At 61.9% G+C, this 26,996-nt stretch carries 26 protein-coding genes; 11 read left to right on the forward strand and 15 right to left on the reverse strand.

The genetic code is table 11. The features are described 5' to 3' along the window. Window positions 1-14: 14 nt before the first annotated feature. From pstB to phoR, 4 genes are all read left to right on the forward strand, one after another. Window positions 15-830 carry a phosphate ABC transporter ATP-binding protein PstB gene (pstB, locus tag CD04_RS0100240; protein WP_031403825.1) on the forward strand — a complete coding sequence of 272 codons (816 nt, stop codon included), beginning with the start codon at window positions 15-17 and terminating at the stop codon, window positions 828-830. 13 nt (window positions 831-843) lie between these two features. After that, entirely contained in the window at window positions 844-1,548 is a 705-nt protein-coding gene (gene phoU / locus CD04_RS0100245) for a phosphate signaling complex protein PhoU (RefSeq protein ID WP_031403826.1), read from the forward strand. Between the two features lie 9 nt (window positions 1,549-1,557). After that, window positions 1,558-2,295 (forward strand): phosphate regulon transcriptional regulator PhoB, encoded by a 738-nt coding sequence (gene phoB, locus CD04_RS0100250; protein WP_197032985.1) that lies wholly within the window; start codon window positions 1,558-1,560, stop codon window positions 2,293-2,295. Between the two features lie 118 nt (window positions 2,296-2,413). Beyond that, window positions 2,414-3,778 carry a phosphate regulon sensor histidine kinase PhoR gene (phoR, locus tag CD04_RS0100255; RefSeq protein WP_038167352.1) on the forward strand — a complete coding sequence of 455 codons (1,365 nt, stop codon included), beginning with the start codon at window positions 2,414-2,416 and terminating at the stop codon, window positions 3,776-3,778. On the opposite strand, the gene ppk1 is transcribed toward phoR, so the two are convergent. After that, window positions 3,703-5,823 (reverse strand): polyphosphate kinase 1, encoded by a 2,121-nt coding sequence (gene ppk1, locus CD04_RS0100260; RefSeq protein ID WP_038167837.1) that lies wholly within the window; start codon window positions 5,821-5,823, stop codon window positions 3,703-3,705. The genes phoR and ppk1 overlap by 76 nt on opposite strands. A 144-nt stretch (window positions 5,824-5,967) precedes the next feature. Here ppk1 and ppx point away from each other — a divergent pair, with 144 nt between their 5' ends. Beyond that, window positions 5,968-7,494, forward strand: a complete 1,527-nt coding sequence (gene ppx, locus CD04_RS0100265) for an exopolyphosphatase (RefSeq protein WP_031403830.1) — start codon at window positions 5,968-5,970, stop codon at window positions 7,492-7,494. A gap of 15 nt (window positions 7,495-7,509) precedes the next feature. Here ppx and CD04_RS0100270 read toward each other — a convergent pair whose 3' ends face one another. Both CD04_RS0100270 and CD04_RS0100275 read right to left on the reverse strand, forming a co-directional pair. Continuing rightward, window positions 7,510-8,352 carry a GNAT family N-acetyltransferase gene (locus tag CD04_RS0100270; protein ID WP_081857731.1) on the reverse strand — a complete coding sequence of 281 codons (843 nt, stop codon included), beginning with the start codon at window positions 8,350-8,352 and terminating at the stop codon, window positions 7,510-7,512. A gap of 374 nt (window positions 8,353-8,726) precedes the next feature. Then, the gene (locus CD04_RS0100275; protein WP_031403832.1) at window positions 8,727-9,212 is read right to left on the reverse strand and encodes a histidine phosphatase family protein; all 486 of its coding nucleotides are present in this window, start codon (window positions 9,210-9,212) and stop codon (window positions 8,727-8,729) included. 146 nt (window positions 9,213-9,358) lie between these two features. Between CD04_RS0100275 and CD04_RS0100280 the strand changes: the two genes are divergently transcribed. After that, a complete protein-coding gene (locus CD04_RS0100280) occupies window positions 9,359-9,598 on the forward strand; it encodes a YdcH family protein (protein ID WP_031403833.1) in 240 nt (79 codons plus the stop codon). 19 nt (window positions 9,599-9,617) lie between these two features. On the opposite strand, the gene CD04_RS0100285 is transcribed toward CD04_RS0100280, so the two are convergent. The 4 genes from CD04_RS0100285 to CD04_RS0100300 all read right to left on the reverse strand — a co-directional run bounded on the left by CD04_RS0100285 (window position 9,618) and on the right by CD04_RS0100300 (window position 14,885). Then, the gene (locus CD04_RS0100285) at window positions 9,618-10,382 is read right to left on the reverse strand and encodes a hypothetical protein (RefSeq protein ID WP_051848814.1); all 765 of its coding nucleotides are present in this window, start codon (window positions 10,380-10,382) and stop codon (window positions 9,618-9,620) included. Window positions 10,383-10,399: 17 nt separating this feature from the next. Then, complete coding sequence (lysS, locus tag CD04_RS0100290) at window positions 10,400-11,944, reverse strand: lysine--tRNA ligase (RefSeq protein WP_081857733.1); 1,545 nt, start codon at window positions 11,942-11,944, stop codon at window positions 10,400-10,402. Next, entirely contained in the window at window positions 11,941-13,449 is a 1,509-nt protein-coding gene (locus CD04_RS0100295; protein ID WP_031403836.1) for a phosphoheptose isomerase, read from the reverse strand. Before CD04_RS0100295 ends, lysS begins: the two co-directional genes overlap by 4 nt. Window positions 13,450-13,634: 185 nt before the next feature. Then, window positions 13,635-14,885 carry a DUF4010 domain-containing protein gene (locus CD04_RS0100300; protein WP_031403837.1) on the reverse strand — a complete coding sequence of 417 codons (1,251 nt, stop codon included), beginning with the start codon at window positions 14,883-14,885 and terminating at the stop codon, window positions 13,635-13,637. A gap of 108 nt (window positions 14,886-14,993) precedes the next feature. On the opposite strand from CD04_RS0100300, the gene rfbB reads away from it, so the two are divergent. After that, the gene (gene rfbB / locus CD04_RS0100305) at window positions 14,994-16,082 is read left to right on the forward strand and encodes a dTDP-glucose 4,6-dehydratase (protein WP_031403838.1); all 1,089 of its coding nucleotides are present in this window, start codon (window positions 14,994-14,996) and stop codon (window positions 16,080-16,082) included. Next, the gene (gene rfbD, locus CD04_RS0100310) at window positions 16,079-17,008 is read left to right on the forward strand and encodes a dTDP-4-dehydrorhamnose reductase (RefSeq protein ID WP_031403839.1); all 930 of its coding nucleotides are present in this window, start codon (window positions 16,079-16,081) and stop codon (window positions 17,006-17,008) included. Before rfbB ends, rfbD begins: the two co-directional genes overlap by 4 nt. Window positions 17,009-17,011: 3 nt before the next feature. Here the strand turns inward: rfbD and CD04_RS0100315 are convergent, their stop codons facing one another. Genes CD04_RS0100315 through minC form a run of 4 tightly spaced genes read right to left on the reverse strand, consistent with a single transcriptional unit; the run spans window position 17,012 to window position 19,979 of the window. Beyond that, window positions 17,012-18,073, reverse strand: a complete 1,062-nt coding sequence (locus CD04_RS0100315; protein ID WP_031403840.1) for a glycosyltransferase family 4 protein — start codon at window positions 18,071-18,073, stop codon at window positions 17,012-17,014. Window positions 18,074-18,100: 27 nt separating this feature from the next. Further along, entirely contained in the window at window positions 18,101-18,352 is a 252-nt protein-coding gene (minE, locus tag CD04_RS0100320) for a cell division topological specificity factor MinE (protein ID WP_031403841.1), read from the reverse strand. Between the two features lie 14 nt (window positions 18,353-18,366). Then, the gene (gene minD, locus CD04_RS0100325; protein ID WP_031403842.1) at window positions 18,367-19,179 is read right to left on the reverse strand and encodes a septum site-determining protein MinD; all 813 of its coding nucleotides are present in this window, start codon (window positions 19,177-19,179) and stop codon (window positions 18,367-18,369) included. 29 nt (window positions 19,180-19,208) lie between these two features. Continuing rightward, a complete protein-coding gene (gene minC / locus CD04_RS0100330) occupies window positions 19,209-19,979 on the reverse strand; it encodes a septum site-determining protein MinC (RefSeq protein ID WP_031403843.1) in 771 nt (256 codons plus the stop codon). A 134-nt stretch (window positions 19,980-20,113) separates the two neighbouring features. Here minC and CD04_RS0100335 point away from each other — a divergent pair, with 134 nt between their 5' ends. Continuing rightward, window positions 20,114-20,257: a hypothetical protein gene (locus CD04_RS0100335; RefSeq protein WP_156029988.1), complete on the forward strand. Its 144-nt coding sequence runs from the start codon at window positions 20,114-20,116 to the stop codon at window positions 20,255-20,257. Continuing rightward, on the forward strand, window positions 20,254-21,906 hold the full coding sequence (locus CD04_RS0100340) for an isovaleryl-CoA dehydrogenase (RefSeq protein ID WP_031403845.1): 1,653 nt from the start codon (window positions 20,254-20,256) through the stop codon (window positions 21,904-21,906). Before CD04_RS0100335 ends, CD04_RS0100340 begins: the two co-directional genes overlap by 4 nt. Before the next feature lie 38 nt (window positions 21,907-21,944). Here the strand turns inward: CD04_RS0100340 and CD04_RS0100345 are convergent, their stop codons facing one another. The 3 genes from CD04_RS0100345 to CD04_RS0100355 all read right to left on the reverse strand — a co-directional run bounded on the left by CD04_RS0100345 (window position 21,945) and on the right by CD04_RS0100355 (window position 24,914). Next, window positions 21,945-22,523: a phosphatase PAP2 family protein gene (locus CD04_RS0100345; protein WP_038167842.1), complete on the reverse strand. Its 579-nt coding sequence runs from the start codon at window positions 22,521-22,523 to the stop codon at window positions 21,945-21,947. A 204-nt stretch (window positions 22,524-22,727) separates the two neighbouring features. Continuing rightward, a complete protein-coding gene (locus CD04_RS0100350; protein WP_031403847.1) occupies window positions 22,728-23,309 on the reverse strand; it encodes a DUF4337 domain-containing protein in 582 nt (193 codons plus the stop codon). A 324-nt stretch (window positions 23,310-23,633) separates the two neighbouring features. Then, entirely contained in the window at window positions 23,634-24,914 is a 1,281-nt protein-coding gene (locus tag CD04_RS0100355; protein ID WP_031403848.1) for a lipoprotein-releasing ABC transporter permease subunit, read from the reverse strand. A gap of 131 nt (window positions 24,915-25,045) precedes the next feature. Between CD04_RS0100355 and CD04_RS0100360 the strand changes: the two genes are divergently transcribed. Continuing rightward, window positions 25,046-26,035, forward strand: coding sequence for an aldo/keto reductase (locus CD04_RS0100360; protein WP_031403849.1), 990 nt, complete (start codon window positions 25,046-25,048; stop codon window positions 26,033-26,035). A 30-nt stretch (window positions 26,036-26,065) separates the two neighbouring features. On the opposite strand, the gene CD04_RS0100365 is transcribed toward CD04_RS0100360, so the two are convergent. Beyond that, window positions 26,066-26,815, reverse strand: a complete 750-nt coding sequence (locus CD04_RS0100365) for an SDR family NAD(P)-dependent oxidoreductase (protein WP_031403850.1) — start codon at window positions 26,813-26,815, stop codon at window positions 26,066-26,068. Between the last annotated feature and the right edge of the window lie 181 nt (window positions 26,816-26,996).

The following is a 26,996-nucleotide window of genomic DNA, read 5'->3' on the forward strand; positions in this document are numbered from 1 at the left end:
TTCATTTGCCAATCATGCAAACCCCCATTCCTATTGCCACGCCTGACGCTGTCTCGGATGGGCCGCGGCCAGTTCAGCGGATCAAGATAGAAACGCGTAACCTCAGTTTCTTTTACGGCAAGTTCCAGGCGATCAAGAACGTCAACCTCGATATCCCGGAGAACCAGGTAACCGCGTTTATCGGTCCCTCGGGTTGCGGGAAATCGACCTTGCTGCGCATGTTCAACCGGATGTATGAGCTCTATCCGGACCAGCGCGCCGATGGCGAAATCAATATCGACGGGGAAAACATTCTTACCTCGAAGAAAAATGTGTCGCTCATTCGCGCCAAGATCGGCATGGTGTTTCAAAAGCCCACGCCGTTTCCAATGTCAATCTACGAGAACATCGCGTTCGGGGTGCGCCTTTATGAAAAGCTCGGTCGTGCCGAAATGGACGAGCGTGTGGAGGCCAGCCTGACCCGCGCAGGCCTCTGGGGCGAAGTCAAGGACAAGCTTCAACAGGGCGGCATGAGCCTTTCAGGCGGGCAGCAGCAGCGACTATGCATCGCGCGCGGAATTGCAATCAAGCCTGAAGTCCTGCTGCTCGATGAGCCAACGTCCGCACTTGACCCGATCTCGACCGCGAAGGTTGAGGAACTGGTGACTGAGTTGAAGAAGGACTACACGGTGGTCATCGTCACCCACAACATGCAACAGGCGGCTCGAGTGTCGGATTACACGGCCTACATGTACCTGGGCGAGATGATCGAGTTCGGGGAGACCAACCAGATTTTCCTCAAGCCCAAAAGGCAAGAGACCGAGGATTACATCACCGGCCGTTTCGGCTGAACGGAGAACAAGCATGCTCGATAAACATATCTCCACGCAGTTCGATGCCGAGATCGGCGCTATTTCCACACGCGTGCTCGAAATGGGCGGTCTCGTCGAGTCGCAGATCGCGCAAGCGGTCTTTGCACTGCGCCACTTTGATGTCGAGGCTGCGCGTGGCGTGATGCTCAACGAAAAGCGCGTAAACCAGATGGAGGTGGAGATCGATGCTGATGTGACGCAGATCATCGCCAAGCGCCAGCCCACCGCGCGCGACTTGCGCCTGATGATGGCGATTTCAAAGACCATCACCAATTTGGAGCGCGTCGGCGATGAGGCAGACCGCATCGCGCGGATGGCGCGAGACCTGATTGAAGCGGGGTCCAAACTGGGAATTTCGTACAACGAGATTTCGCGCGAGTCTGACTTGGCCATTGCGCAGGTGCGCAAGGCTCTGGACGCTTTCGCGCGACTTGACGAAAAGGCCGCGGTGGAGATCGTCACCGGCGACACGGCGATCGACGAAGAGTTCGACTCCTTCATGCGGAAGCTCATTACTTACGTGATGGAGGATCCGCGCAACATCTCAGCCAGCTTGGATCTTGTGTTCATCGCCAAGGCGATCGAGCGCATTGGCGATCACGCGAAAAACATCGCCGAGTTCGTCATCTACGTCGTGCGCGGCACGGATGTGCGCCACAACAAGCAAGCGTTCAATGAGGTGGCCAGCACCCTTTGAACCATGGCCATGGCAACGAATATTCTCATCGTCGAAGACGAGCCAGCGATTGCCGAGCTGCTCGCGGTGAATCTGCGCCACGCTGGGCAGTGCCCGATCTTGGCAGCGAGCGCGGAGGACGCGCTGCGCATCATCCGTGACGTGCTGCCGGACGTGATGTTGATCGACTGGATGCTTCCCGGCATGTCTGGCTTGGCCCTTGCGCGCGAGTTGCGCCAAGGGGCCCGTACGCGCAGCATACCCCTGATTTTGCTCACTGCGCGCAGCGAGGAGGCCGATACGATCGCGGGACTTGACGCCGGCGCCGATGACTACATCACCAAACCGTTCTCGCCCAAGGAATTGCTGGCCCGCATCCGTGCCGTGCTGCGCAGGCGTGCGCCCCAACTCACGGATGAGCCGGTCCGAGCGGGCGGATTGGCGGTCGATCCCGCCACCCGGCGCGTGAGTTTCGCTGAAGGGGCACGTACGCAGGAGGTTCGCTTGGGCCCGACAGAGTTCAAGCTTTTGCACTACTTGATGACCCACCCGGAACGGGTCCATAGTCGTGGTGCTCTGCTCGACAAGGTGTGGGGCGACCATGTTTTTATCGAAGAACGCACTGTAGACGTGCACATCAAGCGATTGCGGGAAGCGCTGGCGCAGGTGCATTGCGCCGATCTGGTCGAGACGGTACGCGGGGCGGGCTACAGGTTTACGTTGCGGCAAGACCTGCATGTGCCGCAACCGTTGGCACCGAGCCATTGAGGTTGCCGCGATCAACCGCGCTTGTTTGGGAGTCTGCGCTCTCGGCGTGGGCTGAGTCGGGCTTTCAGCGCTGTTTGAGCATTTGTTCCTTGTCAGGCCATCCCTCACACACACCGTCATGCGCGCCGTCATCTTTCGCCTGACCGGCGTCATCGCCTTGATGCTGGCTGCTTCGGGAGTCGTTGCATGGCTGTTCGGGGCTCTGCCCGCTGCGCTCGTGGCTTGTGCTGTGGCCCTGGGGGTCATCGGATCCGATACCGCAGCCCAATTGCGTCTGCTGGCTTGGCTGAAGTCGCCGGAGAGTGCCCGCATTCCTCCCGCGCGTGGGGTCTGGGCGGAGGTGTTTTACCGCGCCGCGCGGCAGTTACGCCTGTGGGAAACACGGGTGCACGGTGAGGAAGACAAGCTCAGGCGTTTCATTGAAGCGTTGCAAGCTTCGCCCAACGGGCTGATCCTTATGGATGGTGCGGACCAGATCGACTGGTGCAATGACACGGCCGCCGCGCATTTCGGGCTGGATGCGCGGCGCGATCTGCGCCAACATGCGGTCCACCTGATCCGCAACCCCGAGTTCTTTGCCTACATGGCAGCCAAGCGGTTTGACACGCCGCTGCTCATGCGACGCACCACCAACCACGGCTCACTGTTGTTGAGTGTGCAGGTCATTCCCTACGGCGACGGCCAGAAGCTCATGCTGTCGCGCGATGTGACCCAGGTCGAGCGCACCGAGGCAATGCGGCGCGATTTCGTCGCCAACGTCTCGCATGAGATCAAGACCCCGCTCACGGTGATCGCCGGTTTCATCGAGTCTTTGCGTGGATTGGACTTTTCGGCCGAGGAGCGTGATCGCATCCTCGCGCTGATGCAGGAACAGTCCGATCGCATGCGCCACCTGGTCGAGGACCTTCTCACCCTGGCCCATCTTGAAGGCGATCCGCACCAGCCGGCCGAAGAGGTGCTGGATATGCGTCAGATGGTGGAACGACTTGGCGCGGACGCACGCGCGCTGTCGGGCGGGCACCACGACATTGAGCTCAGTGCGGACGTGGGCAACGTGCGCGGTGCGCGCACCGAACTCACCAGCGCATTCACGAATTTGGTGAGCAATGCCGTGCGCTACACCCCGCCAGGCGGCACGGTGCGCATCGCGTGGCGTGTGCGGCAGATTGATGCTGGCGGCCCTGTGGCCGAGTTCAGCGTGAGCGATTCGGGAATTGGTATTGCGCAGGAGCATATCCCTCGATTGACCGAGCGCTTCTATCGGGTCGACCGTGGCCGCTCACGCGAGTCTGGCGGAACGGGCCTAGGCCTTGCCATCGTCAAGCATGTGCTGCTGCGCCATCAAGCTGAATTGCGCATTAGCAGCCAACCCGGTCAGGGTAGCGTTTTCACCGTGCGTTTCCCAGTTCAGCGCTTGGTGATGCCGGCTGGGCCCGAAGCGCCTGAAGCCACTGCGGTGGATCGCGAGTCGATCAGTGCCTGATGGCTGCTGCAGCGGCTCTTCCAGCCGCGCGCACGGGTCCACTGTCCTTGGGCATTCATGTCCCAGGCGTTGGCTGGGCATTGCCAGTGGACTCTGAGACCCTCCGCAATCACCTTGGCGCGGGCCATGCGGTCGAGCACCGGGGTCGCAATTTCCACGCGGCGGAAGAGGTTGCGCTCCATCCAGTCAGCGGACGAAATCCAGACGTTTTCCTGTCCGGCATTGAAGAAGTAAAAGACGCGTGAATGCTCGAGGAATCGTCCGATGATCGAGCGCACGCGGATGTTCTCGGACAATCCCGGCACGCCTGGGCGCAGCATGCATGGGCCGCGGACCAGCAGACGGATCTCCACGCCAGCCTTGGAGGCCTTGTAGAGTTCTTCAATCACCGTGGGCTCGAGCAGTGCATTCACGCGTGCCCAGATACGTGCACGCTTGCCACTGCGCGCCAGCCTGGCTTCATTGCGGATGGCCTTGAGCAATTTGTCCAGAAGCGAGAAGGGCGATTGCCAGAGTCGTTTGAGTGGGGGAAATTGCGAGGAGCCGGTAATTTCGAGAAAGACCTGATTGACGTCGGCACAGATGGCCTCGTCAGCCGTCATCAGCCCGAAATCGGTGTAAAGGCTCGCGGTGCGGATGTGGTAGTTGCCGGTGCTGACGTGCACGTAGCGCCGCAACTGCGCAGCGCGCCGGCCGTGCTTTTCGCGGCGTACGACCATGAGCATTTTTGCGTGGCATTTGAATCCGACCACCCCATAGACGACGTGGGCACCCTCGGCTTCCAAGCGCGCTGCCCAGTTGATGTTGGTCTCCTCGTCCAATCGGGCCATCAGCTCCAGCACGACCGTCACTTCCTTGCCATTGCGAGCGGCTTCAATCAGCGCCTCCATCAGCGCTGAGTTGCTGCCGGCGCGGTAGATGGTTTGCTTGATGGCCAGCACTGCGGGGTCCCGCGCCGCGGCACGAACCATGTCAACCACAGGCGTGAAGGTGTCATAGGGGTGATGGAGCAGCACGTCGGCAGCCCGGATGCGTTCGAAAAGTTCAGGCTCCGGGCCCGGCCAGTTCGACAGAGGCGCCGGGGTGTGTGGCGCGTATTTCAGCTCCGGCTCGCCAACCATATCGATGATGGTCTGAAGGCGGACCAGGTTAACGGGGCCATCGGCCTTGAAGCAGTCGCCCTCACGCAGGCCGTTTTCCCGCATCAGGCGCTCAACCAGGTTTGTCGGACAGCCGGCGGTGACCTCGAGGCGCACGGCGTCGCCATAATGTCTGGCTCGCAGTTCACCTTGCAAGGCCGTACGAAGGTTCGTGATCTCGTCGTCGTCCACGAACAGTTCACTGTTGCGCGTCACGCGGAACTGGTGGATGCCAGCCACCTTGAGGCCCGGGAACAGATCACCGGCGAAGGCTTGCATCAACGATGAGAGCAGAACAAAACTGTAGCGATGCTCACCCAGATCCTGAGGCATGGCCAGCACACGAGGAAGTGAGCGAGGCGCCTGGATGATCCCAAGATCGACGTTGCGCCCGAACGCGTCGGTGCCCTCGAGCAGAACTGCGAAATTGAGGCTCTTGTTGAGGACCTTCGGGAACGGGTGTGCCGGGTCAAGCCCGATGGGCGTCAGCACGGGAAGCACCTCCCGCTCGAAGTATGTGCGTGCCCATTGCTGTTGCGCCGGTGTCCACTGACCGCTGGTGACAAAACGGATCCCCACGGAGTGGAGAAGCGGATAGATCTCCTGCTGCAGAACACGGTATTTTTCAGCTTCCAATGCATGCGATTCCTCGGCAACGAGTTGCAGGGCATCGTCTACGCGCAAGCCGTCGGGCGTCATGCTGTTGGCGTCGTGCTCCAAGAGGTCTTGCAGCTGCGCGACGCGTGTCTCGAAAAACTCGTCCATGTTCGACGACACGATGCACAGATAACGCAGACGCTCCAGCGGCGGGTTTGCCGGATCTTGGGCCTGGGCCAACACACGGCGGTTAAAGGCAAGGATGCCGAGTTCGCGATTGAGCAGGCGGGGTGATAGTTGATGCGGCATGTCGACGTGTGGGTTGTGCTCCACGGTGGTGTGGGGGCCGAGCCAAAGGCAGAAGAAAAAATGAAAGCTTACGATGTCATATCTACGTGAAAGCCCCGTGACAAATTCAAATTCTTGTCATCTATCGGCACTCTAATCTCTCCGATGTCCCTGAGTATCCAACATTTAGCCGCTGTCGACCTCGGCTCCAACAGTTTTCGCATGCTGGTGGGGAAAGCCTCTGAGGACAGGCATGGGGCGCAAATCTATCCGCTGGACTCTCTGCGCGAGCCCGTGCGCCTTGGCGCGGGATTGGACGCGAACAAGAATCTCACCGAGGAGTCGCAGCAGCGTGCGTTGGCGACGCTCAGCCGTTTCGGCGAGCGGCTGCGTCAGTTCCAGCCGGAGCGGGTGCGCGCGGTGGCCACCAATGCGGTCCGCGTGGCGAAGAATGCCCAAGCATTCCTGGAGCGCGCCCAAGCCGCCCTAGGTTTTCCGATCGAGGTGATCGCGGGTCGCGAGGAGGCGAGGCTGGTGTACATCGGGGCGGCGCACTCGGTGGCGCCGGCGGCGGGCAATCGGCTGGTGGTGGACATCGGTGGCGGCTCCACCGAATTCATCGTCGGCGCAGGTTTGGAACCGCGCATCATGGAGTCGCTGTACATCGGCTGCGTGTCCATGAGCCGCGACTTCTTTCCCGGGGGGTTTGTGGATGAGCAGCGTATGAAGTCGGCCGAACTGGCCGCGCAGCGCGAAATACAGATCATCGCCCGTGCCTTCCGCAAGGCTGGTTGGACCAATGCCGTGGGGTCTAGCGGAACGGCGCGGGCTCTGGCCGATATCCTCGTCGGCAACCAGCTCAACACCAGTGCACAGTCGCAGGGGATCACCCGCGCCGGCTTGCGCGAGCTGCGCAAGATCTATGTGCGCGCGGGCGATCTGAGCGCCCTCAAGATGGTAGGGCTGAAACATGACCGCCTGCCGGTGGCGGCAGGCGGTTTGGCCATCATGCTTGCGGTATTCGAGGAACTCGGTCTAAAGGACATGGAGGCAACGGATGCGGGCTTGCGGCTTGGCGTGCTTTATGACCTGCTGGGCCGGGAGCAGCATCAGGATATGCGCGCGCTGACGGTACAGCAATTTATGCAACGCTATGGTGTTGATGCCGGGCAAGCCTCGCGCGTCGAAGCGCTGGCGCTGGCGCTGTTGTTGCAGTTGTACCCCCAAGCCAGCTCTGCCGAGCAGCAAGCGGTACGTTGGGCGGCCGAGCTCCACGAGGTGGGGCTGTCGATCGCGCACAGCGCCTATCACAAGCATTCGGCCTATATTGTCGCCAACGCGGATATGCCCGGTTTTTCCCGCAGCGAGCAGGCCACCATCGCCGAGATGGTGCTGTGCCACGGTGGCAAGCTCAAAAAGCTGGGTGGCTTGGATACGCTCAACCTTGATCTGCGCGCGGTGCTTGCGCTGCGCCTCGCAGTTCTGCTGGCACGCAATAGGCATGATGTGGATATCAGTGGGCTGCGATTGGTGCCCGGCAGCAGCGGCGATGGTGTGCGGGGGGCTCGCCTTCAAGTCAGCTCACCCTGGTTGAAGGCCTCGCCGTTGACCCAGTACAGCCTGGAGCAGGAGGTCGCCGAATGGCGTCGCGCGGGCGTTGAGTTACGGCTTGAGGCCGTGCAGATTGCCTGAAAACGCGCGGCGCACTCAGCGAGCCGTGTTCAGAAAATGGCGCGCATAGCGCGAGCTGACGTCGCCTAGGCGCATCAGGATGGGGAAGTCTGCCGTATTGAAATCAGGGTCCCACGCCGGGGCGCCGCAAATGCGTGCGCCCACCCGAAGGTAGCCTTTGAGCAGGGGCGGCGGCTGGGCGGGCAGATCCTGCCGCAGATTCGCCACGGGTAACGGAAGACGCGGCTGCATATGGTCTTCAACCGGGGCCAGATGGGTCCTTCGCAGCGCGGCCCACAGGCTTGCCGCATAGTGTCCGCCGTCATGCATGGACAGGCTGGCGCAGCCGATCATGGCATCCAAAGCATGGCAACGCATGTAGTCGGCCAATCCCGCCCACAGCGCCATGATCACGGCCCCGCCACGAAAGTCGCGGTGGACGCAGGAGCGTCCCAGTTCGAGCAGGCGCGGGCGCAGGTGGATCAAGCGGGTAAGATCAAATTCAATCTCGGAATACAGCCCTCCAACACGCTGCGCCTGGTGTGGTGGCAACACGCGATACGTGCCCACCAATTGGCCCTCGGCGTTTCGCACCAGAAGATGGTCGCAGTAGGAATCAAAAATATCGATGTCGTGACCCGGCAACGGTGTGGCAATTCGTGCACCCAGTTCCTCTGCAAAGATCTTCCAGCGCAGGCGCTGCGCCTCGCGCACCTCGTGTTCATGCCGTGCCCAAGCGACGCTCAGGCCACGATAGTGCTCAGGAACGAGGGTGTCAGCCGAGTTTTTGCGCGCGATGTCGCGTCGCACACTGGTCAGTGCCCGCCCTTGTTCGTGGGACGCCAAGGCATTCAGGCTCGCTTCTTCGCATTCTTGCATCAATTTTCTCCTTCCGGGCTGAACGATACGGATGGATCATGACGATGCCGTGAAGGAAATATGACCGCTTGATGACTGGTTTTTCCCGCTCATTTCCTGGACTCGGGCGTGGTATGTCCGGTGCGGGGCTCCGGTGCGCAGCGCGGCCTGGACCGATTCACCATCCTCCTTGTGACGTTGTGTCAAAGGTTGCTGTGATCACTCCAATTCCATCCCTGAGGGCAACGCGGAGCGGATGACCAAGCGATGCGATCAAGGGACGTGCAGGTTGGCTGCGTGCGCCTGTTCGGCAGGGGCTGCCACGGTGCCGGCGGCACATCCATGTGTCGACCAGCCGGGAAACTGTCTCGCTTCTGGGTGCGGGAGCAAACGAATCAGTCCAACAGGTCCGGGCTGAGGCTGGCGCGAAGGATCCGGTTTGAAGCCCCTTCACGCTGGCGCTCTGCTACCCAGATGAGTCCGCCCTTGCGGATGCTGAGCGGCTGTTCACAGCCAGCTAGCCAGCGCAAGGCAGCGCTTCCCAGAGTGGGTTGGTGGCCACACAGGATCAAGGCGGTGTGGGTGTCTTGGTGGCTGGCAATCACAGTGAGTAATTCCTCAATGCTGCGCTCCGGAGCCAAGCGAGCGTCCTCGGCGGGATAGTCCACAAGAGTCATGGCCGTCTGGCGGGCACGCACTGCCGGGCTTGCACATACGACCCAGGGTTTGGGCACGTGAGCCTTGATCCATGCAGCCATACGGCTGGCATCGCGCCGGCCCTGGCGCGTCAATGCACGTTGCAGGTCCGCGTCGTTGCCGGGGCTGGCAACGTCTTCAGCTTCGGCGTGGCGCCAGAAAATGACATGGAGAGGGGTGCTCATAGGGCGGCTTTTGAGTTGGTGCTTCGGATCGCATGATTTCCACGGTAGCCTGCCGAATGTACACAAATCTCTTGACGCTGATTTGCTCAACCACGTGGTGGCTTGTGCGGGTAGCATCAGCGTTACCGAAAATCTGGAGCCAAACCATGTGGATGGATCACCACGATTTGCTGCGTGAGTTTCCCGAGTTCGCCCAGGCCATTGTCACGTTGCGTGCGCGTGATGGTCATTTTGACGCGATTTGCGCGCGCTTTGACGCAACAAGTGCCGAAATCGTGCGTATCGAGCGCGGCAAAGAGCCTTCTGGCGATGAACAGCTCAAGGCGCTTCGCGTGGCGCGCTTGAAAATCAAGGATGAAATTGTTGCACTTTTGCGCGCCGCCTGAGCGGGAACCAGCCTGGCGATTAGGGCAAGAAGGCGGCTATGGCGGAGACTTCTGCCAGCGACTGAGCCAACTTGGCAGCGCTGGCGTCTAGATCGACCGGGTGCAGATCCACGAGCTGCCGGGCCCGCTCGCGCAGGGTTGCGGCGGAGGGCGGCGCTGCCAGCCTGCTCGCGAGGGCGATGGTGTTTTCGCCGTCCTCGGCGAGGAGGGTGAGAACTGCGCCGTCGAAGCTGCATCGCAGCCGATCAATGATGGCTTCGCGCAGCGTGTCCTTTGCCCAAATGTTGGACACGAGTACACCACCAGGCTGCAGGGCTGCGGCGCAGTCATCAAAGAAAGACTGACTGCATAGCGCAGGCGGAAGCCCCTGCGCGTCAAACCCGTCGAGCATCAGCACGTCGCAGCTGGCGGGATTGTCACGTATCCACACTGCGCCGTCGGTGCAGACAATGCGTAGTCGCTCGTCGTCGGGTGGGATGGAAAAAAGCTCGCGCATGGCGATGACCTCGGGGCTGATTTCCAGCGCGGTGAAGCGCGTGTGCGGCAATTTGGCGTGACAGTACTTCGCCAGGGAGCCGCCCCCCAGACCAACCATGACAATATGCGCCGGCTCGGGTGCGAACAGCAAGAAGGCCATCATGCTGCGCGTATAGTCCAACACCAGCTTGTCGGGTGCGGCGACGCGCATGCGGCTTTGGACCGTGGCCATGGCAAAGTGCAGTGACACTTCACCGCGGTCCTGGCAGATGAAAGGCTGGCCGGGTTGGTGGCGTGGACGCTTCATGGGGGCAGGGCTTCGCGTTATTCGGCCAGGCGGCGCAGTGCAGGAAACAGGATCACGTCGCGGATGCTAGGGGCATCCGTTAAGAGCATGACGAGTCGGTCGATGCCGATGCCGCAGCCGCCCGCCGGGGGCATACCAACCTCCAGCGCGCGTATATAGTCGGCGTCAAAGTACATGGCCTCCTCGTCACCCGCGTCCTTGTTCGCCGCCTGGGCAGCGAAGCGTGCGGCTTGGTCTTCCGGATCGTTAAGCTCAGAAAAGCCGTTCGCGATTTCACGCCCTGTGGCAAACAGCTCGAAGCGCTCGGTGATACTTGGGTCGACGTCGCTGGCGCGCGCGAGCGGCGAGACTTCCACCGGGTAGTCGATTATGAACGTGGGCTGCCATAGATGTTCTTCAACGACCGCCTCAAACAGGCCGAACTGCAGCTCTGCCAGGCTCCAGTGTGCGGGGGCTTTTTCCCCGGCGGCCAGCAGACGTGCGCGCAGCACGGCCGCATCGACTGCCTGCGCGGGCGTGAGCCCGGCATGAGCCACGAGTGCGTCGTGCACGCTCAGGCGCGCAAACGGCGATTCCAAGTCAACCTCGCGGCCCTGGTAGCTCACGCGCGAGGAGCCGCAGGCACGGATGGCTGCTTGGCGAATGAGTTGTTCGGTGAAGTCCATGGCGTCGCGGTGGTTCCAATACGCCGCGTAAAACTCCATCATCGTGAACTCCGGATTGTGGCGCACCGAGATGCCTTCATTGCGGAAGTTGCGGTTAATCTCGAACACGCGCTCGAACCCCCCAACCACGAGTCGCTTGAGATAAAGCTCAGGTGCGATGCGCAGGAACATCTGCTGGTCCAGCGCATTGTGGTGGGTCACGAAGGGCTTGGCATTGGCTCCACCCGGGATGGGGTGCAGCATGGGAGTTTCAACTTCGACGAAGCCCGCTTCCTCCATCTCGTGGCGCAGCGCCGAGACGATGCGCCCGCGCTGCACGAAGCGCTGTCGCGATTCGGGCGTGACCACAAGATCCACATAACGCTGACGGTAGCGTGTCTCGACGTCTTCCAGGCCATGGAACTTGTCAGGAAGGGGTTGCAGGTTCTTGGCTAGCAGGCGCACGGCGGTAGCCTGTACGGTGAGTTCACCCGTCCGCGTCTTGAACAGCGTGCCCTCGCAGGCGAGGATGTCGCCCAGGTCGAAATGCTTGAACGCGGCATGGCCCACTTCCCCGGCGTGGTCATTGGTGACATAGATCTGCATGCGGCCGCTGCCATCCTGCAGCGTGCCGAAGCTGGCTTTTCCCATGACGCGTTTGAGCATGAGGCGTCCAGCGACCTTCACATGGTGGTTTGTCTCAAGCAGCGTGGTGGCGTCCATGGTGTCGAGCTGCGCATGCAAATCGGCAGCGTACGCGTCGGGCTTGAAGTCGTTGGGATACACAGGCCCGCTTGCGCGCATTGCAGCGAGTTTGGCGCGGCGCTGGGCCACAAGCGAGGTCGGGTCAACTTGAGGGCCGTCCTGCGGGCTTGCCTGAAAGTCGCCTGCGTGCTTGCTGGATTCGGTGGGGTTCATGCGTAGCGTTCTCGTAGGTAATTCAACGAAGCGGCAGTCTCGGCGCTCAAGCCCTGGCCATCCTGTGCCAAAAGGGCATATTCGATGCGCGCAGCCAAAGTCTTGCCCAGTTCCACGCCCCACTGATCGAAGGGATTGATGCCGTATAGCCAGCCTTCGACCACGGTACGGTGTTCATAAAGCGCAAGCAATGCGCCCAAGTGGTAAGCGGAGAGCTCATCCATCCAGATAAAGGTGGATGGGCGTCCGCCGGGGCAGGCACGGTGCCGCGCGGCGGGGGCGGCAGCCTCGGGCGTCATGCCTTGCCCAATGAGTTCGGTCTGCCAGCTCGACGCGTCCTTGCCGTTCCATAACGCATCGGCTTGGCCGAGCGCATTGGCCAGCAAGGCGAGATGTTCCGGAAGCCGCGCATGCCAGGGTCGGGCGACGGCCACGATTTCATGGAATACCGGTACCGCAGCTTGGTGTAGAAGCTGAAAATAGGTGTGCTGCACGGGAGTGCCCACACCACTGATCACCGCGGGACCACTGACATGCACCGGGAGCAGTCCGTCGGCGCTGGTGGACTTGCCCAGCGACTCCATCAGCAACTGTTGAAGGTAAAGGGGCATGTGCCCGAAGGCATCGCCATACAGGCCGATGGATAGCAGGGGAAGCCCGAAACGCACGCGGTAGGCGTGCGACAGTCCGGCCATTAGGCCAGGGGCGCTTGCATCGAGAGGCGTGGAGAGAAAGTGTTCGTCCATCGCGCGCGCTCCGGCGTGCAGTCGAGCCACCGTCTCGCGTCCAAAGGCGAGGAGGAGCACCAACCCGTGCACGCTCCAAACCGAAAAACGTCCGCCGATCTCCGGCAGGGCGCGAAACACCTGGGTGGCAGGCATACCAAACCGCTCCTGGGCGAGGTCGGCGTTTGCTGTAAGTGCCACCAGCCGGCGGCGAGCAGCCTCCGCACCGAGATGGCCCGAGAGCCAGCGTACAACCGCATCGGCATTGCGCATGACTTCCTGCGTGCGGAACGATTTGCTGTTGATCAGCACCCAGGTACGGGCCGGATCGGCTGCACGTAGCGCTGCATCGAGTGTGGCACCATCCAAATTGGCGACCCAGTGCACCGCGCACCGGGGACTCTGCAGCACCGAGAGCGCCGTGTGCAAAGCAAGCATCGGCGTCTCCGAGCCGCCTGCGCCGAGGTGAATGATGTGCAGTCCAGCGCCATCGGCATCCTGCACGGCACTCTCGGCCCAATCCGCCATGCGTGCGTGCTCGGCATGCAGGAATTCCGCGGCAGCCTGCGACGCCGCATCGAGCCCGCTCGCACCCAGCCGCGAGAGCGTGTGCCACGCTGGCCGGCCTTCACTGCCATTGAGCACGATATCGCTGATCAGGTCAGCGGGGCGATGGGGCAAAGCTGCCAAGGTCGTGCGCGCCGTGGCGAGCGCCTGTGCGCCGTGACGTGTGAATTCCAGGCGCAAGCCGGCGGTGTCAATGGTCGTGGGTGTTGGCATGGCGGAAGCGCGTTGCCGGGTTTCGGCGCCGCAATGGTCGTGGAACCGCAAGTGTCAGGCCGGTGTAGCGGATTCGCTGCGCCAGCTCGTGGTTGCCACGGACAAACCACCAATTGTATCGGCCGAGCCTGGGAAAACCGCGGGCTTGTTTTCGCTGCGGGACGCACAAAGCAGGCCCGTGCTGTTCAAAGCCATCCGCGTGCCAGCAGACCAGCCCAGAGCAGCGTCACTAACGCGGCCTGCGTGGCGGCGACTCGCCAGCTAAAAGGGCCGGCGCCACCGCCGAACGCAGCGAAGATCTTGCTCACCGCATTCGTGCTCACCGCCGCGACTATAGCGATCACCGCTTGGAGGGGGGAAAGCATGTTACTTGCGCAAAGCTGCGCCGCAGTGGCCGAGGCGGCATGCGCGTCTGCAAGACCTGCCAGGCCCAGACCGACAACCGTGCCGCGAGGCCCGAGCCAGTCGACGGCTTGATGCGCAAGCAACAGCATCACGGATAGAACCAACGCAAAGAACAGCGCACCACGCGCGTCAAATGGACGCTCACTGCTCAGACCATCTGCGCCAGCGTCGGCTCGCGGAATTTTCCATCCCAATGCCCAGAGTGCCGCAATTGTTGCACCGGCGCCATAGGCGAGGAGCGCCGGCGCGAGCAGGGTCAACAAGGGCGGAGCCAGGAAGCCGACCATTACAGCCAGTTCCAGCACCGTCGCCAAGTTGGAGAGCTGCGCCGCGCTCAGGCAGACGGGAAAAAGATCGGGTTTCTCGCGGGCGCGCTGCGCCATTGCGGCAATGGTGGCCGTGCTGGACACAAACCCGCCAGCCAGGCCAACCAGCGCCAGTCCGCGCGAGTGCCCCAGCCAGCGAACCGCTACATGCCCGGCGCCCTGCACGATCATCACGAGCACGGCCAGAAGCCAAAGCGCATGGGGGTTGAGACCGGCAAGCCAAGTCTCCGGTTTGTTGGGCAGAAGAGGCAAAACCATCAGCACCGCGGCTGCGAGAAACAAGGCGTGGCCAAGTTCGCGCTCGCTCAGGACACGGCGGGCAAAGCCGTGCAGCTGCCGCTTTGCCCACAGCGTCAGCGTGACCAGAACTCCGAGCCCTGCAGCAAGGCCTGCTTCGCGCATTGCCAGCGCGCCCAACAGGACCGTCAGCAGCAAGGCCAGCTCGGTGGTCAACCCGGGGTCGTACCGGCGCGTCTGCTGGTACCCAGCATAGCTATGCAAGGCCACCGCCGCCAGCATGATGGCCAGGGCCCAAGGGCCAAGCGTGCCAGCCACCGCACCAGCGAGCGCGGCGAGCACGAAGCTGCGCAGTCCTGCAGGACTGCGCTCATTTGCGTTTTCGGCGCGTTCGCGCTCGATGCCAATGAGCATCCCCGTCCCGAGCGCCGCCGCCCAGCCGGAAAGATGCCAAGTCTCGATGTCCATGTGTGCATTATCAAGTGTCCATGGTCTTGAGGTGCCTAGAATGCGGCGCATCTCTCCCCAGACGTCCTGCGGCTGACTCGCGGCGCAGGCAACCCGAACGAGGCGTGCATGATCTTCATCACTGGAGGGGCCGGTTTCATTGGCGCCAATTTTGTCCACCATTGGCTATCGGCCACCAACGAACCGCTGCTGGTGTTGGACGCTCTGACCTATGCGGGCAATCTGGAAAGCCTGTCGGATGTGCAGGCGAACGCTCGGTACGCATTCGCCCAAGTGGACATTTGTGACCGTCAGGCGGTTGAAGCGCTCCTGGCGGCGCATCGTCCACGTGCCGTGTTGCACTTCGCCGCGGAGAGTCACGTGGACCGCTCCATCCATGGCCCCGGCGACTTCATTCGCACAAACATCCAAGGCACCTACGAGCTTCTCGAAGCTGCCCGCGCTTACTGGGGCACATTGGCTCACGCGCAGCGCGCAGCGTTCCGCTTCCTGCATGTCTCTACGGACGAGGTTTATGGCTCGCTTGGTCCGAATGATCAGGCCTTTTGTGAGACCACTCCATATTCGCCGAACAGCCCCTATGCAGCGAGCAAGGCCGCCAGCGATCACCTTGTACGCGCCTGGCACCATACCTATGGCCTGCCCGTGCTCACCACGAACTGCTCGAACAACTACGGTCCCTACCAGTTTCCGGAGAAGCTTATCCCTCTGATGATTCACAACGCGCTGGCCGGCAAGTCCCTGCCGCTGTATGGCGACGGTCAGAACGTGCGCGACTGGCTGTATGTCGAAGACCACTGTCGTGCCATTGCCCGCGTACTGGACGCCGGACGGGTGGGTGAAACGTACAACGTCGGCGGGCGCAATGAAGTGCGCAACGTGGACGTCGTTCAATTACTCTGTAATTTGCTCGACACGCTGAGTCCGCGGGCTGATGGCACGCGCTACAGCACGCAGATCAGTTTCGTGGCCGATCGACCGGGGCATGACAGGCGCTACGCCATTGATGCCAGCAAGATTGCTCGCGAGCTCGGCTGGGTGCCGCGGGAAACCTTCGAGACAGGCCTGAGGCGCACCGTGCAGTGGTATCTCCAGCATGGCGAGTGGGTGCAGCACGTGACCAGCGGCGCATACCGCGATTGGCTTGGCAAGCAGTATGGTCGCGATTCTGGAATGGCCGAGGAGTCGTCAGCATGAGCGCTGCCGCGTCGGCGAGTGAGGGCCCCCGTATCCTGCTGTTGGGTGCCGACGGACAGGTTGGCTGGGAGCTGCGGCGCGCGCTCCTGCCGCTGGGCCAACTGTGCGCGCTTGGGCGTTCGCAGATCGACCTCGCGGATTTGCCTGCTTTGCGTACCGCACTGGATACCCAGCGGCCCCAAATTCTCGTCAATGCAGCAGCCTACACAGCGGTGGACAGGGCTGAAGCCGAGCGCGAGCGCGCCATGCGCATCAATGCTGAAGTGCCCGCGCTCCTCGCCGACTATGCGGCGGCAAACGGCATTGTGCTTGTGCACTACTCCACCGACTATGTGTTCGACGGCACCAAGTCGGCACCTTATGTGGAAACGGACGCGCCGAACCCGCGCAGTGCCTACGGCCACAGCAAGCTTGAGGGCGAGCGGGCAATTATGGCCAGCGGCTGCCAGCATTGGATTTTTCGAACTTCATGGGTGTATGCAGCTCGCGGTGGCAACTTCGCCAAAACCATGCTGAAGCTGGCGCATGAGCGAGAACAACTTCGCGTCGTAGCCGACCAGTTTGGCGCGCCCACGAGTGCGGAGCTCCTGGCGGACATCACACTTCTGGCACTGCATCGCGCGCGCCAGGACGACACATTTGCCGAGAGTGCCAGCGGCCTGTACCACCTGACAGCGGCCGGCCACACGTCCTGGCACGGATATGCGCGCTTTGTGCTGCAAAAGGCAGCAGAACGCGGCGTGGCGCTGCGTTGTGCGCCGGAAAATGTGCAACCCATTGCCAGCACCGACTACCCGCTTCCAGCGCCGCGGCCGAACAATTCAAGGCTGGACTGCTCGCGCCTGCAGTCGCTGCTCAAGATTATCTTGCCGCCATGGGAGGTTCAGGTCCAGCGCATGGTTGACGAGGTTGTGCAGGCGGGCTGATCACTACACAAGCCGCCGGTAGGCCCAGCCGTAGGCGACCACAAATAGCGCGCAGCTTCCGATCAGGAGTGGGGTTCTGTTCCACCAGAGCACGGCCGGGCCAATACTGAATGCTGCCAGACCCCAGAGATATGGTGCCGTGTAGGCGTTGACGCTGGTGCGTGCATGGTCGGGCCCACCCAGCTGCAAGGCTCGGGCGAGACGTCGGTAGATTAAATGGTGCAGATGAAGGCTGTCCGCGCGCATGCCGGGACGCCCGCGGAGCATGCGCCTTCGATACACGGAGAACAGCAGTTCCCACGCTGGGTAAGCCAGCACCAGCAACGCAAACCACGGCGAGATCTGCGGGTGGCGCTCGACAAGCAGTACGGCGAGCAAGGCGGAGAGAAAGCCAATGCAATACGCACCGGTGTCGCCCAAAAAGATCTCCCCGCGTGGCCAGTTCCAAAACAGAAACCCGAGCAGAGCCCCCACACCGATTCCCGCCAAGGCCATGATCTGCGGATCATTCACCTTGAATGCCACATAGCCAATGGCGGAGAGAATCATCGCGCCCACCACGGCGGCTAAGCCATGAAAGCCATCGATCATATTCACCGCGTGCGGCATCGCGCCAATCCCAACCACCGCCAGGATCCAGCCCAGAGCCGGCCAATGCTGCAGCAAAGGATCGATGCCGGGGATGTCTAGGCGCACGATGCTGGCGCCACACAAAGCGACTGCCAATGCGGCTGAGAGCACCCCCGCCGTGGCGCGCACCAGCGGCGCGAGATGGCGCCGCAAATCTTCCCATATGGCTGCGAGCATCAGGGGCAGAAGCGCTACGCCTAACCCGAGATTGAAGCGCCACGGCGAATAGCCATTTGCATTAACGACCGCCAAGCCCGCCACGAAGCCAAGGGCAAGCGCCATGCCGCCACTTCGCGGTGTGGGGAGGTGGTGCTTTTTCTGGGTCTCACCCCGGGTTTCGTCCAAACCGAACTTCCAACGGCGGGCGGCGACAATCAGTCCCACGCATCCCAACCAGGAAACGAGTGCAGCAAGGGCAATGCCTTGGCGAATCATGAACGGTCGCGGTGGTCGTGTGGGGGGTCAGCTCTGCTGGATCTCGATTTTGACTTCCAAAACCTCCAGCGAATCCTGGCGCTCAAGTTTGACTTGGATGTCGTTCTGGTTGATTTTCACGTATTTGGAGATGACGGCCACAAGATCGCGTTGCAAGGCCGGCAGGTAGTCGGCTGGCGCACCGGAGGTTCGCTCGTGGGCCAGGATGATCTGCAACCGCTCCTTGGCGATGGAGGCTGTCTTTTTCTTTTCGCCGAGCAGGAAGGACAGAATGGACATGGCGCGGCTCCCGCTCAACGGCCAAACAGGCGCTTGATGAAACCGGGCTTCTGGTAGTCGGTAAAGCGCATCGGTCGCTCTTCACCCAGAAAGCGCGCGATCACGTCCTGGTATGCGGTGGCCACGTCGCTGTTGTCCAGATGAATTGCAGGCGTTCCTTGGTTGGATGCTTGCAGCACCGTCTCGCTTTCTGGCACCACGCCGATGAGTTTCAGGCGAAGAATGTCCTGGATGTCATCGATCGATAGCATCTCGCCCTCGGCCACGCGTTTTGCGTTGTAGCGGGTAATGAGAAGATGTTCGCGGATCGGTTCACCGCCCTCGATTGCTCGGCGGGTTTTGGACCCGAGAATGCCCAGGATACGGTCCGAGTCGCGAACCGACGATACCTCGGGGTTGGTCACAATGAGAGCTTCATCGGCGAAGTGCATGGCCAGCAGCGCTCCACTTTCGATACCCGCCGGGCTATCGCACACGATGTAAGTGAAACCCATCTTGTCCAAGTCCTGCAGCACTTTTTCCACGCCTTCCTTGGTCAACGCGTCCTTGTCGCGTGTCTGCGAAGCGGGAAGCACGAACAGGTTTTCGCAAAGCTTGTCCTTGATGAGCGCTTGGTTGAGGTTTGCCTCGCCCTGGATGACGTTGATAAAGTCATACACCACGCGGCGCTCGCAGCCCATGATCAGATCAAGATTGCGCAGACCGACGTCAAAATCAATCACCGCCGTCTTGTGCCCGCGCAGGGCCAAGCCGGAGGCGAATGACGCGCTGGTGGTGGTCTTGCCGACTCCGCCTTTGCCAGATGTGACGACGATGATTTTTGCCATGGTTGCTTCGTTGGGAAAGGATGAACGGTTTACTTGAGTTTGAGAGATTCGATGCGCAAACTGTCGCCCTGCATCAGCACGTACGCCGGCTTGCCTTGAACGGTAGCCGGCAGAGGTTGATCAGCGGTGCGGTACACGCCCGCGATGGCGACCAACTCGGGCTCGAAGCACGTGCTGAAGATGCGGGCCTGAGTGTTGCCATGCGCTCCAGCCAGCGCACGGCCGCGCAGCGGGGCGTAGACGTGGATGTTGCCCCCTGCAATGAGTTCTGCCCCATGGCTCACCACCTCGACAACGATGAGGTCGCCAGGTGCGTAGACTCGCTGGCCCGAGCGTAGCGGCTTGTCCACCAACAGTGTTCCAGGCGCCGTTTGGCCGTGCAGCTCCCCCGGTTTCGGGCCTGCCTCCTCGGACTGCGCGCTCCCGGAGTGGGTGTTGCTTGCCGCCTCTTCGGGAGATGACACGGTTGCCGCTGGCTTGCGGGTCTGGGAACGGCTTGCAAGCCGTGGCAGACTGCTGTCCTCCCAGCCGAACTGGGTCTCTCCGGTCACGACCCCGATCGGTCGGAGCTGCCTGGCAACCAGCCACGCGGCCAAAGCAGCGACATCAATCCGCTCATCGGGCCCCAATCGGCTCAGATCCAGCACCACGGCCTCACCAGCGAAAAAATCGGGTGAGACGTCAAAACGTTGCTGCAGCGCTGTCTGAAGCGCGTCGACATCTGCCGTCTTGAGCGTCAGATGGAGCGCGTCCACGGCCCCCAGCCGCAAATCAAACAGGGCAGATTTGCGCACGTTCATGGCAGGCGCCGCCCTAGGGGTAGGGTACGGCATACTGGGTGTGCGCAGTGCGGGGTCGCGTGCATCGTCGGAGGCTTCTCAGCAAAGCCTGAATGGTACTTGCACGCCGCGCTGCCACCCGCCTTTACTCAGGCATGATCGTCAACGATGGCACCCTGGACGCGCGTTGGTTTGTCATCCATTCTGGTCTTACCATGCGGAGCATGGTGCAGCGGCTTTCAGTCGCTGCTTCGGTCAACCTCGCGCTGAGTGGCGAGGATTTCTGGAGCCACGGATGAACTGGACAACGCACGGCGTGTGCAACGTGGTCGAAGCGTTAGGCAACTTCAATCGCTACGACACCGACTTGGCTTTGCGCGAAGGTGTGATGCGCGAAGGTGCAGCCTGGGCCGACGAGGCGTTGCACGAAATGGGTGCGGCGCTGGGTCGCGCTGATCTTCAGGAGCAGGCGCGCTTAGCCAATGTGCACAACCCCGTGCTGCGCAGCTTTGATCCACAGGGCCGACGCGTCGACTCCGTCGACTTCCACCCCGCTTGGCATGGGCTGATGCGAGGCATCTTCCAGCGGGGCTTTCACTGCGCCCCCTGGGAGCGGCCCTCGCCAGGGGCGCATGTGGCACGCGCCGCCGGCTATTTGATGCAAGGTCAGGTGGAGGCCGGAACGTTGTGCCCCACAACGATGACGTTCGCCTCGATCCCGATCCTGCGCCGCGAGCAGGCATTGTGGTCGCAGATCGAGCCACACCTGCTCAGCCGCGAGTATGACTCGCGTGATGCACCTCTGAGCGCGAAGATGGGCATGCTCGTGGGCATGGGTTTAACCGAAAAGCAAGGAGGCTCGGATCTTCGCGCCAATACCACGCGCGCTACGCCGGTCGCAGCCGGAGGGCGCGGGGAGCCCTACACCATCGTCGGGCACAAGTGGTTTTTGTCTGCGCCACAGTCCGACGCTCACTTGGTGCTCGCGCATGATGAAACCGGCGCCCTGAGCTGCTTTTACGTGGCTCGTTGGCTACCCGATGGCACGCGCAACGCGGTGCGCGTACAGCGGCTGAAGGACAAGCTTGGTAATCGCTCCAACGCCAGCGCAGAGGTTGAATTCCAGGACGCCTCGGGCACGCTCATCGGCGAGCCAGGTCGCGGGATTCCCATCCTGATGGAAATGGCCACTTATACACGCCTGGATAACGTGCTCGGCAGCTCAGCCCTGCTGCGGGCTGGCGTCGTTGCCGCAGTCCACCATGCCCGCGGGCGTGCCGCTTTTGGGCATATGCTCGCCGAACAGCCGCTGATGCAGGCGGTGCTGGCTGACTTGGCACTGGAAAGCGAGGCTGCCACAGCCTTGGCGCTGCGCTTGGCCGCTGCCTTCGATCGAGACGAGAGCTCTCCACTGGAGGCCGCAATGCGCCGTATCCTCACGCCTGCGGCCAAGCTGTGGGTGTGCAAGCGCACGATCGAGGCGGTGGCCGAATGCATGGAGGTGCTTGGAGGCAATGGCTATGTGGAAGAGCACGCGCTTGCACGCATGCTGCGCGAAGCGCCAGTGAATTCGATTTGGGAGGGGTCGGGCAATGTGATGGCCCTGGACTTGTTGCGCGCCTTTCGACGTGAGTCCCACAGCGCACAGGCCCTTCTTGACTGGCTCGCGAGCGTGTGCTCAGGAGACGCGGCCCTTTCGCGTGCCATTGCCGCGCTCGAGGCATTAATTGCCGAGGCCGCACGTGATCCGCGCATGGGCCGTAGTGTGGCCCAGGAACTGGTGTTACTTGTGCAGGCTGTGCTGCTTCGTCAGCACGCCCCCCAAGCGGTCGCTGACGCTTTTATCGTCAGTCGGCTGGGCTGCGCGCGAAGCGGTCGCATTTATGGCGCATTGCCGCAAGGGGTCGACGCGCGAGCCATTATCGAGCGGGCTTGGTCCGGGGACTGAAGTGTGCCCGAGGGGGGCATGACCAGCGCGAACAAGGTTCAGCGCTTGACTCGTGCGTATCCGGCTAGGCGCAGCGCCTGCGCGGCAAGCCACCCGGAGAACACGCCAATGAGTGCGCCTCCCAGGACATCAGCGGGGAAGTGAGCTCCCACAGCCAGGCGCGACCAACCGACCCACAATGCGAACAACACCAAGGCGACCTTGAGGGCCCAATGTGCACCGGGCAGCAGGCTCGCCATCAGAAGGAAGGCGAAGGCAGTGTGCCCCGAGGGGAAGCTATGGGAGTACTCGGCGCGCCCCAGGACGTGGACCGCGCCTTCGCCCAGCGCCCTCGCTGGCCTGGGAAAGTCCAGCCAAGGCTTGATCGTGGATACGATGCCCCAATCGATGACATAGCCAACCAGGAAGACCAGTACGGCTTGTGCCGCAAGCCAATTGGGACGTTTGAGCGCAAGCCCCAGTGTCAGCGCTGCGTAAATCGGGAAGAGTGTGTGGTCCCCGGCAGCCGTGCCCCACAATGCCAAGTGGTTCCACAGCCATCCGTTGCCGGCGTGATTGATTGCGAGAAACATGCTGTGGTTAAGCCCACCCCAGGAATACCACCACGGACCGTTCATGCCGAGGCCTCCGTCAAGCCGATTTGTGCGTGCTGCATCGGTCTGCGGCGCCAGAGTCATCAAACAGCAACGGGCCCCCAAAGGATGGCGCCTTTCGCACTTGAACCACGGCGAGGGTGCATTCCCGCGCGTTTGCACAGCCCCCTTGCATCGAAGGCGCATCATCGCTTCGAGCGCTGATGGCCTTTGGCGGACAACCCATGCTCATGCCGCCACCCAGCCCAAGGCCAGGACCCATAGGCCCACCCCGGCAAGTGCGCTGAGGATGGCCGCCCCGAAAAGCCACCTGCGCCCCGTTAGCGCTGTGATCGAAGCCAAGGAGATGGCGATCTGCAGGAAGATCAAGCTGCGCGCCATCCCGGTGTGTGGCCGGTTGAGTCGTTCGGACTCCGCGTCGGCCCGACTTGATGCGGCTTCCAGCGAATCGGCCTTCGCCTTGATCTGGGCCTTCTGCTCCTGATACTTCGCAATCTTGGTTGCGATGCCGGGCTGCTTTTCCGGCGGGGACAAATCGCCCGCAAGTTCCATTAAATGCTGCTTGGTGCTTACAGCCTGGTAATAATTCCATTGATCAGAGGCGTGGGTTTTCTTCAAAACGGCCTCATTCTTGAAAAGAAGCACTTCGTTCATCAGGTGGCTACCCTGGTAGCTGACAACGGCGCCCAGCGCAGCCAATAGCGCGGTGAAGATGGCGACCCACTGGTTCAGGGTGTGATTGCCGCTTTCGGCTGCGTGATGCACAGCCTCCTCATGCGGGGCATGGGCATGGACTCCAGACTCACTCATGGCGGACTCTCGTAAGGGATGGGAGATGGCGCGTGTTCGGCGCTGGGTTTAGATGCATGGACTGGTCATCGGTCAAAAGAAGTTTACGGGGTACGGGTGATGGCGCAGGTCGCCCGTAGCGTTCAAGGCTCATCGACGTCTCGCAAGGAACCCGCGATTTGAAGCCCTGTAGCCATTGCGGGTGCGCGAAACACCGGCTCGACGTGTTCATGCAGACAGGCCTTCGCCGACTGGAGAAGTCGTCGGTCTCGCCTGGCTTGGAAAGAGAGTCCGTTGAGGGCTTCGGACTGGACCCGCAGCCACCCAGACCACAGCATGCGGCCTTCACTCGTAGCGCAGAGCTTCTGCTGGCTGCACGCGAGACGCGCGCCAGCTCGGGTAGAGCGTTGCAAGCAGGGATAGGATCAGGGCAACCAAGGTGATTGCGAGGATATCCGAGGCCTTCGGGTTGCTGGGCATTTTGTGAATGAGGTAGACGCTCCGAGGCAAGAACTGCGTTCGGAACATCCATTCCAAAAAGCTCACAATGGGGTCAACGTTGAACGCGATGAGGGTGCCAAGCAGCACGCCGGACAACACGCCGATCACTCCCGTGATTGCGCCTTGCACGACAAAGATGCCCATGATCGAGCGCGGACTTGCACCCTGGGTTCGCAAAATGGCGATGTCCGACTGTTTGTCGGTCACCGTCATGACCAGCGTGGACACGAGGTTGAATGCTGCGACCGCGACGATCATGGCGAGAATGATGAACATCATGCGTTTTTCGATGACAACCGCTTCGAACCAGGTGCGGTTCTGCTTGGTCCAGGGCTGGGCCACCAAGCTGGGCGGCAGCACGGTCTGCAGTTGTTGCGCCACAGCCGGCGCGTCGTCGATATTGCGGGTCTGCACCCGCAGGCCCGTGGGGCCACCCGAAAGAAAGATTTTTTCTGCATCGCCCATGTTCAAGAGTGCAAGCGTGCTGTCATACTCATAGTGCCCCACATTGAATAGGCCCACCACGCGCAGCGTGCGCAGGCGAGGGATCATGCCTGCGGGGGTGAGACTGCCGCTGGGCACCACCATGGTGACCTGGTCGCCGACACCAACGCCCAGGCTCTGTGCCAGGTCGTTGCCGAGCACCACGTTGAACCCACCGGGTGTCAAGGCGCTGAGTGAGCCGGCGACCATATGCGCGGCGATGGCCGATACTTTGTGTTCCTGGTCAGGCTCAATGCCCCATGCCAGCACCCCATAAAGCGTATTGCCCTGCGCCAGCAGGGCCTGGCCCGACACGAACGGCGCCACCCCAGTCACAGCCGGGTCACGCTGCACGATTCCTGCGACGTCATGCCACTGCAGGAGCGGCCCGCCGTCCACACTGAATATCTGGATATGGGGAATGACGTTGAGCATGCGGTCACGCACTTCCGTCTGAAAGCCATTCATCACCGAAATCACCACGATGAGCGCCGCGACCCCTAGCGCGATCCCTGCCACTGAAATGAAGGATATGAAGGATATAAATCCGTTGCGCCGCGTGCGCCGTCCGGCGCGCGTGTAGCGCCAGCCGATGAGCAGCTCAAAGGGCCAGGTGGAAGGAGTCGGCAGAGGTCTAGGCATGGGGGCGCAGTGTACGGTTTTGGCATGCAGACGATTCGTCCTGGGCATGCGCGTGCAGGGAAGGGGTGGGACCGCCTATGCTTTATGAACTACCTTTCCTGGAGAGATGACCCATGACACATTCAACCCCCATGGCCTATCGCCGCCTCGGCCGCAGCGGGCTTCAAGTCAGCTTGTTCTCATTTGGCTCCTGGGTCACGTTCCACAATCAGGTCGATACCGGGGGCGTGCGCGAGATGATGGCCGCGGCGCGCGACGGTGGAGTCAACTTTTTTGACAACGCCGAGGTCTACGCCAACGGTGAGAGTGAACGCCTGATGGGTGAAGCGCTGGCCCAACTCAAATGGGACCGGCTGGACTACGTCGTGTCCAGCAAATTCTTCTGGGGCTTGGACCGCGGCGCGCCTGACAGGCCCCGCATTAACGGGTGTGACACACTCAACCGCAAATACCTCATGCAAGCGGTGGACGGCAGCTTGCAGCGCTTGGGCTTGGATTTCATCGATCTCATATTTTGCCATCGAGCCGACCCGCACACGCCTTTGGAAGAAACGGTCTGGGCGATGCATGACATTATCGAGAAGGGCAAGGCACTTTACTGGGGCACGAGCGAGTGGTCGGCCGATGAAATCCGCTCTGCCTGGGACATTGCCGATCGCCACCATCTGCACAAGCCCGTGATGGAGCAGCCGCAGTACCACCTGTTCCACCGTCGGCGGGTCGAGCGCGAGTATGCGCGCCTGTATGAAGATACTGGCTTGGGGCTAACCACATGGAGCCCTCTGGCCTCGGGCCTGCTAACGGGCAAGTACCGCAAGGGCGTCCCCGCCAACAGCCGTGGAGCGATTGAAAGCGTGTCGTTCCTGCGCGATGGCCTGCTCGACGCACGCAAAAACGCCGCCGTGGGCGAACTCGAAGGTGTGGCGCAGGATCTGGAATGCACCGTCGCTCAGCTGGCGCTGGCGTGGGTGGCACATAACCCACGCGTGAGCACGGTGATTCTGGGCGCCTCGCGGCTGGCACAGTTACAGGAAAATCTGGGTGCCCTTGCCGTGCTGCCCAAACTCACCGTGGATGTCTTGCAACGCATCGACGCCATCACCACTGGGCTCGGGGACTAAGCATTGCCGCCCAGCTATCGCTAGCCTTGGTCAGCTCGCGCCGGACCGGCGGAACACCTTGTCCGCTCGCGCCTGATCGGTGGGGCGGATCACAATTTGGTCCACGTTCACGTGCGCCGGTCGTGTGGTGGCCCACACGACCGCATCGGCAATGTCCTCGGCCAAGAGCGGTCGCGTGTCGGCATAGACCTTGGCTGCGCGTTCGGCATCCCCCGCGAATCGCACAAGGGAAAAATCGGTCTCCACCAGCCCCGGATCTATCTCAGTCACGCGCAGCGGCTTTCCAAGCCATTCCAACCGCAAGGTCTCACTGATGGCTCGCACGGCGTGCTTTGCAGCCGTATAGCCTGCGCCACCCGCGTAGGTCTCAAAGCCTGCGATGGATCCAATGTTGATGACGTGGCCGTCGCCGCTGGCGAGCAGCTTCCCGTGCAGCGCGCGGGTCATCCGAGCCAGCCCCAGCACGTTGCTTTGGTACATAGCCAGCCACTGGTCTTCGTCGAACTCAGCCACCGGTGCCAAGCCCAGGGCGCCACCTGCATTGTTCACCAAAACATGCACCTGCCGCGGCAGCGCTGCAGCAAAGGCCTGCACGCTTGCGATGTCCGTCACGTCAAGCGCGAACGCGTGGCCTGAGATGGTCTTCGCCACGGTGGTGAGCCGGTCTAATCGGCGCGCACCAAGGTAGAGGGTATAGCCGGCTGCAGCCAAGGCGCGGGCCGAAGCTTCACCAATGCCAGAGGAGGCCCCGGTGACGACAGCAATTTTGTTGTTGTTCATGGCAGGATTACGCAACAGAGGTCAAGCGGAGGGTACATCGTATGCGTGGCGGCTCAAAAGCGCGACGTCTTTTTGCTCGCGCCGGCCCCGCAGAGCAAACCCGAACGCCCGGTACGGCTTGCGAGGGCATGACCGCGGACTCGAGGCTTTGCCGGCGATGGTCCGTGATATCCATGGGCGA

It is taken from the genome of Thiomonas sp. FB-Cd (assembly GCF_000733775.1).
GTDB lineage: Bacteria > Pseudomonadota > Gammaproteobacteria > Burkholderiales > Burkholderiaceae_C > Thiomonas_A.

Excerpts from the sequence above, each read along its gene's own strand:
- minE (WP_031403841.1), bottom strand. The coding sequence starts at position 18,352 with ATGTCCATTCTGTCCTTCCTGCTCGGCGAAAAGAAAAAGACAGCCTCC.
- pstB (WP_031403825.1), top strand. The coding sequence starts at position 15 with ATGCAAACCCCCATTCCTATTGCCACGCCTGACGCTGTCTCGGATGGG.
- ppk1 (WP_038167837.1), bottom strand. The coding sequence starts at position 5,823 with ATGCCGCATCAACTATCACCCCGCCTGCTCAATCGCGAACTCGGCATC.
- phoB (WP_197032985.1), top strand. The coding sequence starts at position 1,558 with ATGGCAACGAATATTCTCATCGTCGAAGACGAGCCAGCGATTGCCGAG.
- CD04_RS0100335 (WP_156029988.1), top strand. The coding sequence starts at position 20,114 with ATGATCGTCAACGATGGCACCCTGGACGCGCGTTGGTTTGTCATCCAT.
- CD04_RS0100300 (WP_031403837.1), bottom strand. The coding sequence starts at position 14,885 with ATGGACATCGAGACTTGGCATCTTTCCGGCTGGGCGGCGGCGCTCGGG.
- ppx (WP_031403830.1), top strand. The coding sequence starts at position 5,968 with ATGTCCCTGAGTATCCAACATTTAGCCGCTGTCGACCTCGGCTCCAAC.
- phoU (WP_031403826.1), top strand. The coding sequence starts at position 844 with ATGCTCGATAAACATATCTCCACGCAGTTCGATGCCGAGATCGGCGCT.
- minD (WP_031403842.1), bottom strand. The coding sequence starts at position 19,179 with ATGGCAAAAATCATCGTCGTCACATCTGGCAAAGGCGGAGTCGGCAAG.
- rfbD (WP_031403839.1), top strand. The coding sequence starts at position 16,079 with ATGAGCGCTGCCGCGTCGGCGAGTGAGGGCCCCCGTATCCTGCTGTTG.
- CD04_RS0100280 (WP_031403833.1), top strand. The coding sequence starts at position 9,359 with ATGTGGATGGATCACCACGATTTGCTGCGTGAGTTTCCCGAGTTCGCC.
- rfbB (WP_031403838.1), top strand. The coding sequence starts at position 14,994 with ATGATCTTCATCACTGGAGGGGCCGGTTTCATTGGCGCCAATTTTGTC.
- phoR (WP_038167352.1), top strand. The coding sequence starts at position 2,414 with ATGCGCGCCGTCATCTTTCGCCTGACCGGCGTCATCGCCTTGATGCTG.
- CD04_RS0100355 (WP_031403848.1), bottom strand. The coding sequence starts at position 24,914 with ATGCCTAGACCTCTGCCGACTCCTTCCACCTGGCCCTTTGAGCTGCTC.
- CD04_RS0100365 (WP_031403850.1), bottom strand. The coding sequence starts at position 26,815 with ATGAACAACAACAAAATTGCTGTCGTCACCGGGGCCTCCTCTGGCATT.
- CD04_RS0100350 (WP_031403847.1), bottom strand. The coding sequence starts at position 23,309 with ATGAGTGAGTCTGGAGTCCATGCCCATGCCCCGCATGAGGAGGCTGTG.
- lysS (WP_081857733.1), bottom strand. The coding sequence starts at position 11,944 with ATGAACCCCACCGAATCCAGCAAGCACGCAGGCGACTTTCAGGCAAGC.
- CD04_RS0100340 (WP_031403845.1), top strand. The coding sequence starts at position 20,254 with ATGAACTGGACAACGCACGGCGTGTGCAACGTGGTCGAAGCGTTAGGC.
- CD04_RS0100295 (WP_031403836.1), bottom strand. The coding sequence starts at position 13,449 with ATGCCAACACCCACGACCATTGACACCGCCGGCTTGCGCCTGGAATTC.
- minC (WP_031403843.1), bottom strand. The coding sequence starts at position 19,979 with ATGAACGTGCGCAAATCTGCCCTGTTTGATTTGCGGCTGGGGGCCGTG.
- CD04_RS0100345 (WP_038167842.1), bottom strand. The coding sequence starts at position 22,523 with ATGAACGGTCCGTGGTGGTATTCCTGGGGTGGGCTTAACCACAGCATG.
- CD04_RS0100315 (WP_031403840.1), bottom strand. The coding sequence starts at position 18,073 with ATGATTCGCCAAGGCATTGCCCTTGCTGCACTCGTTTCCTGGTTGGGA.
- CD04_RS0100360 (WP_031403849.1), top strand. The coding sequence starts at position 25,046 with ATGGCCTATCGCCGCCTCGGCCGCAGCGGGCTTCAAGTCAGCTTGTTC.
- CD04_RS0100285 (WP_051848814.1), bottom strand. The coding sequence starts at position 10,382 with ATGAAGCGTCCACGCCACCAACCCGGCCAGCCTTTCATCTGCCAGGAC.
- CD04_RS0100275 (WP_031403832.1), bottom strand. The coding sequence starts at position 9,212 with ATGAGCACCCCTCTCCATGTCATTTTCTGGCGCCACGCCGAAGCTGAA.
- CD04_RS0100270 (WP_081857731.1), bottom strand. The coding sequence starts at position 8,352 with ATGCAAGAATGCGAAGAAGCGAGCCTGAATGCCTTGGCGTCCCACGAA.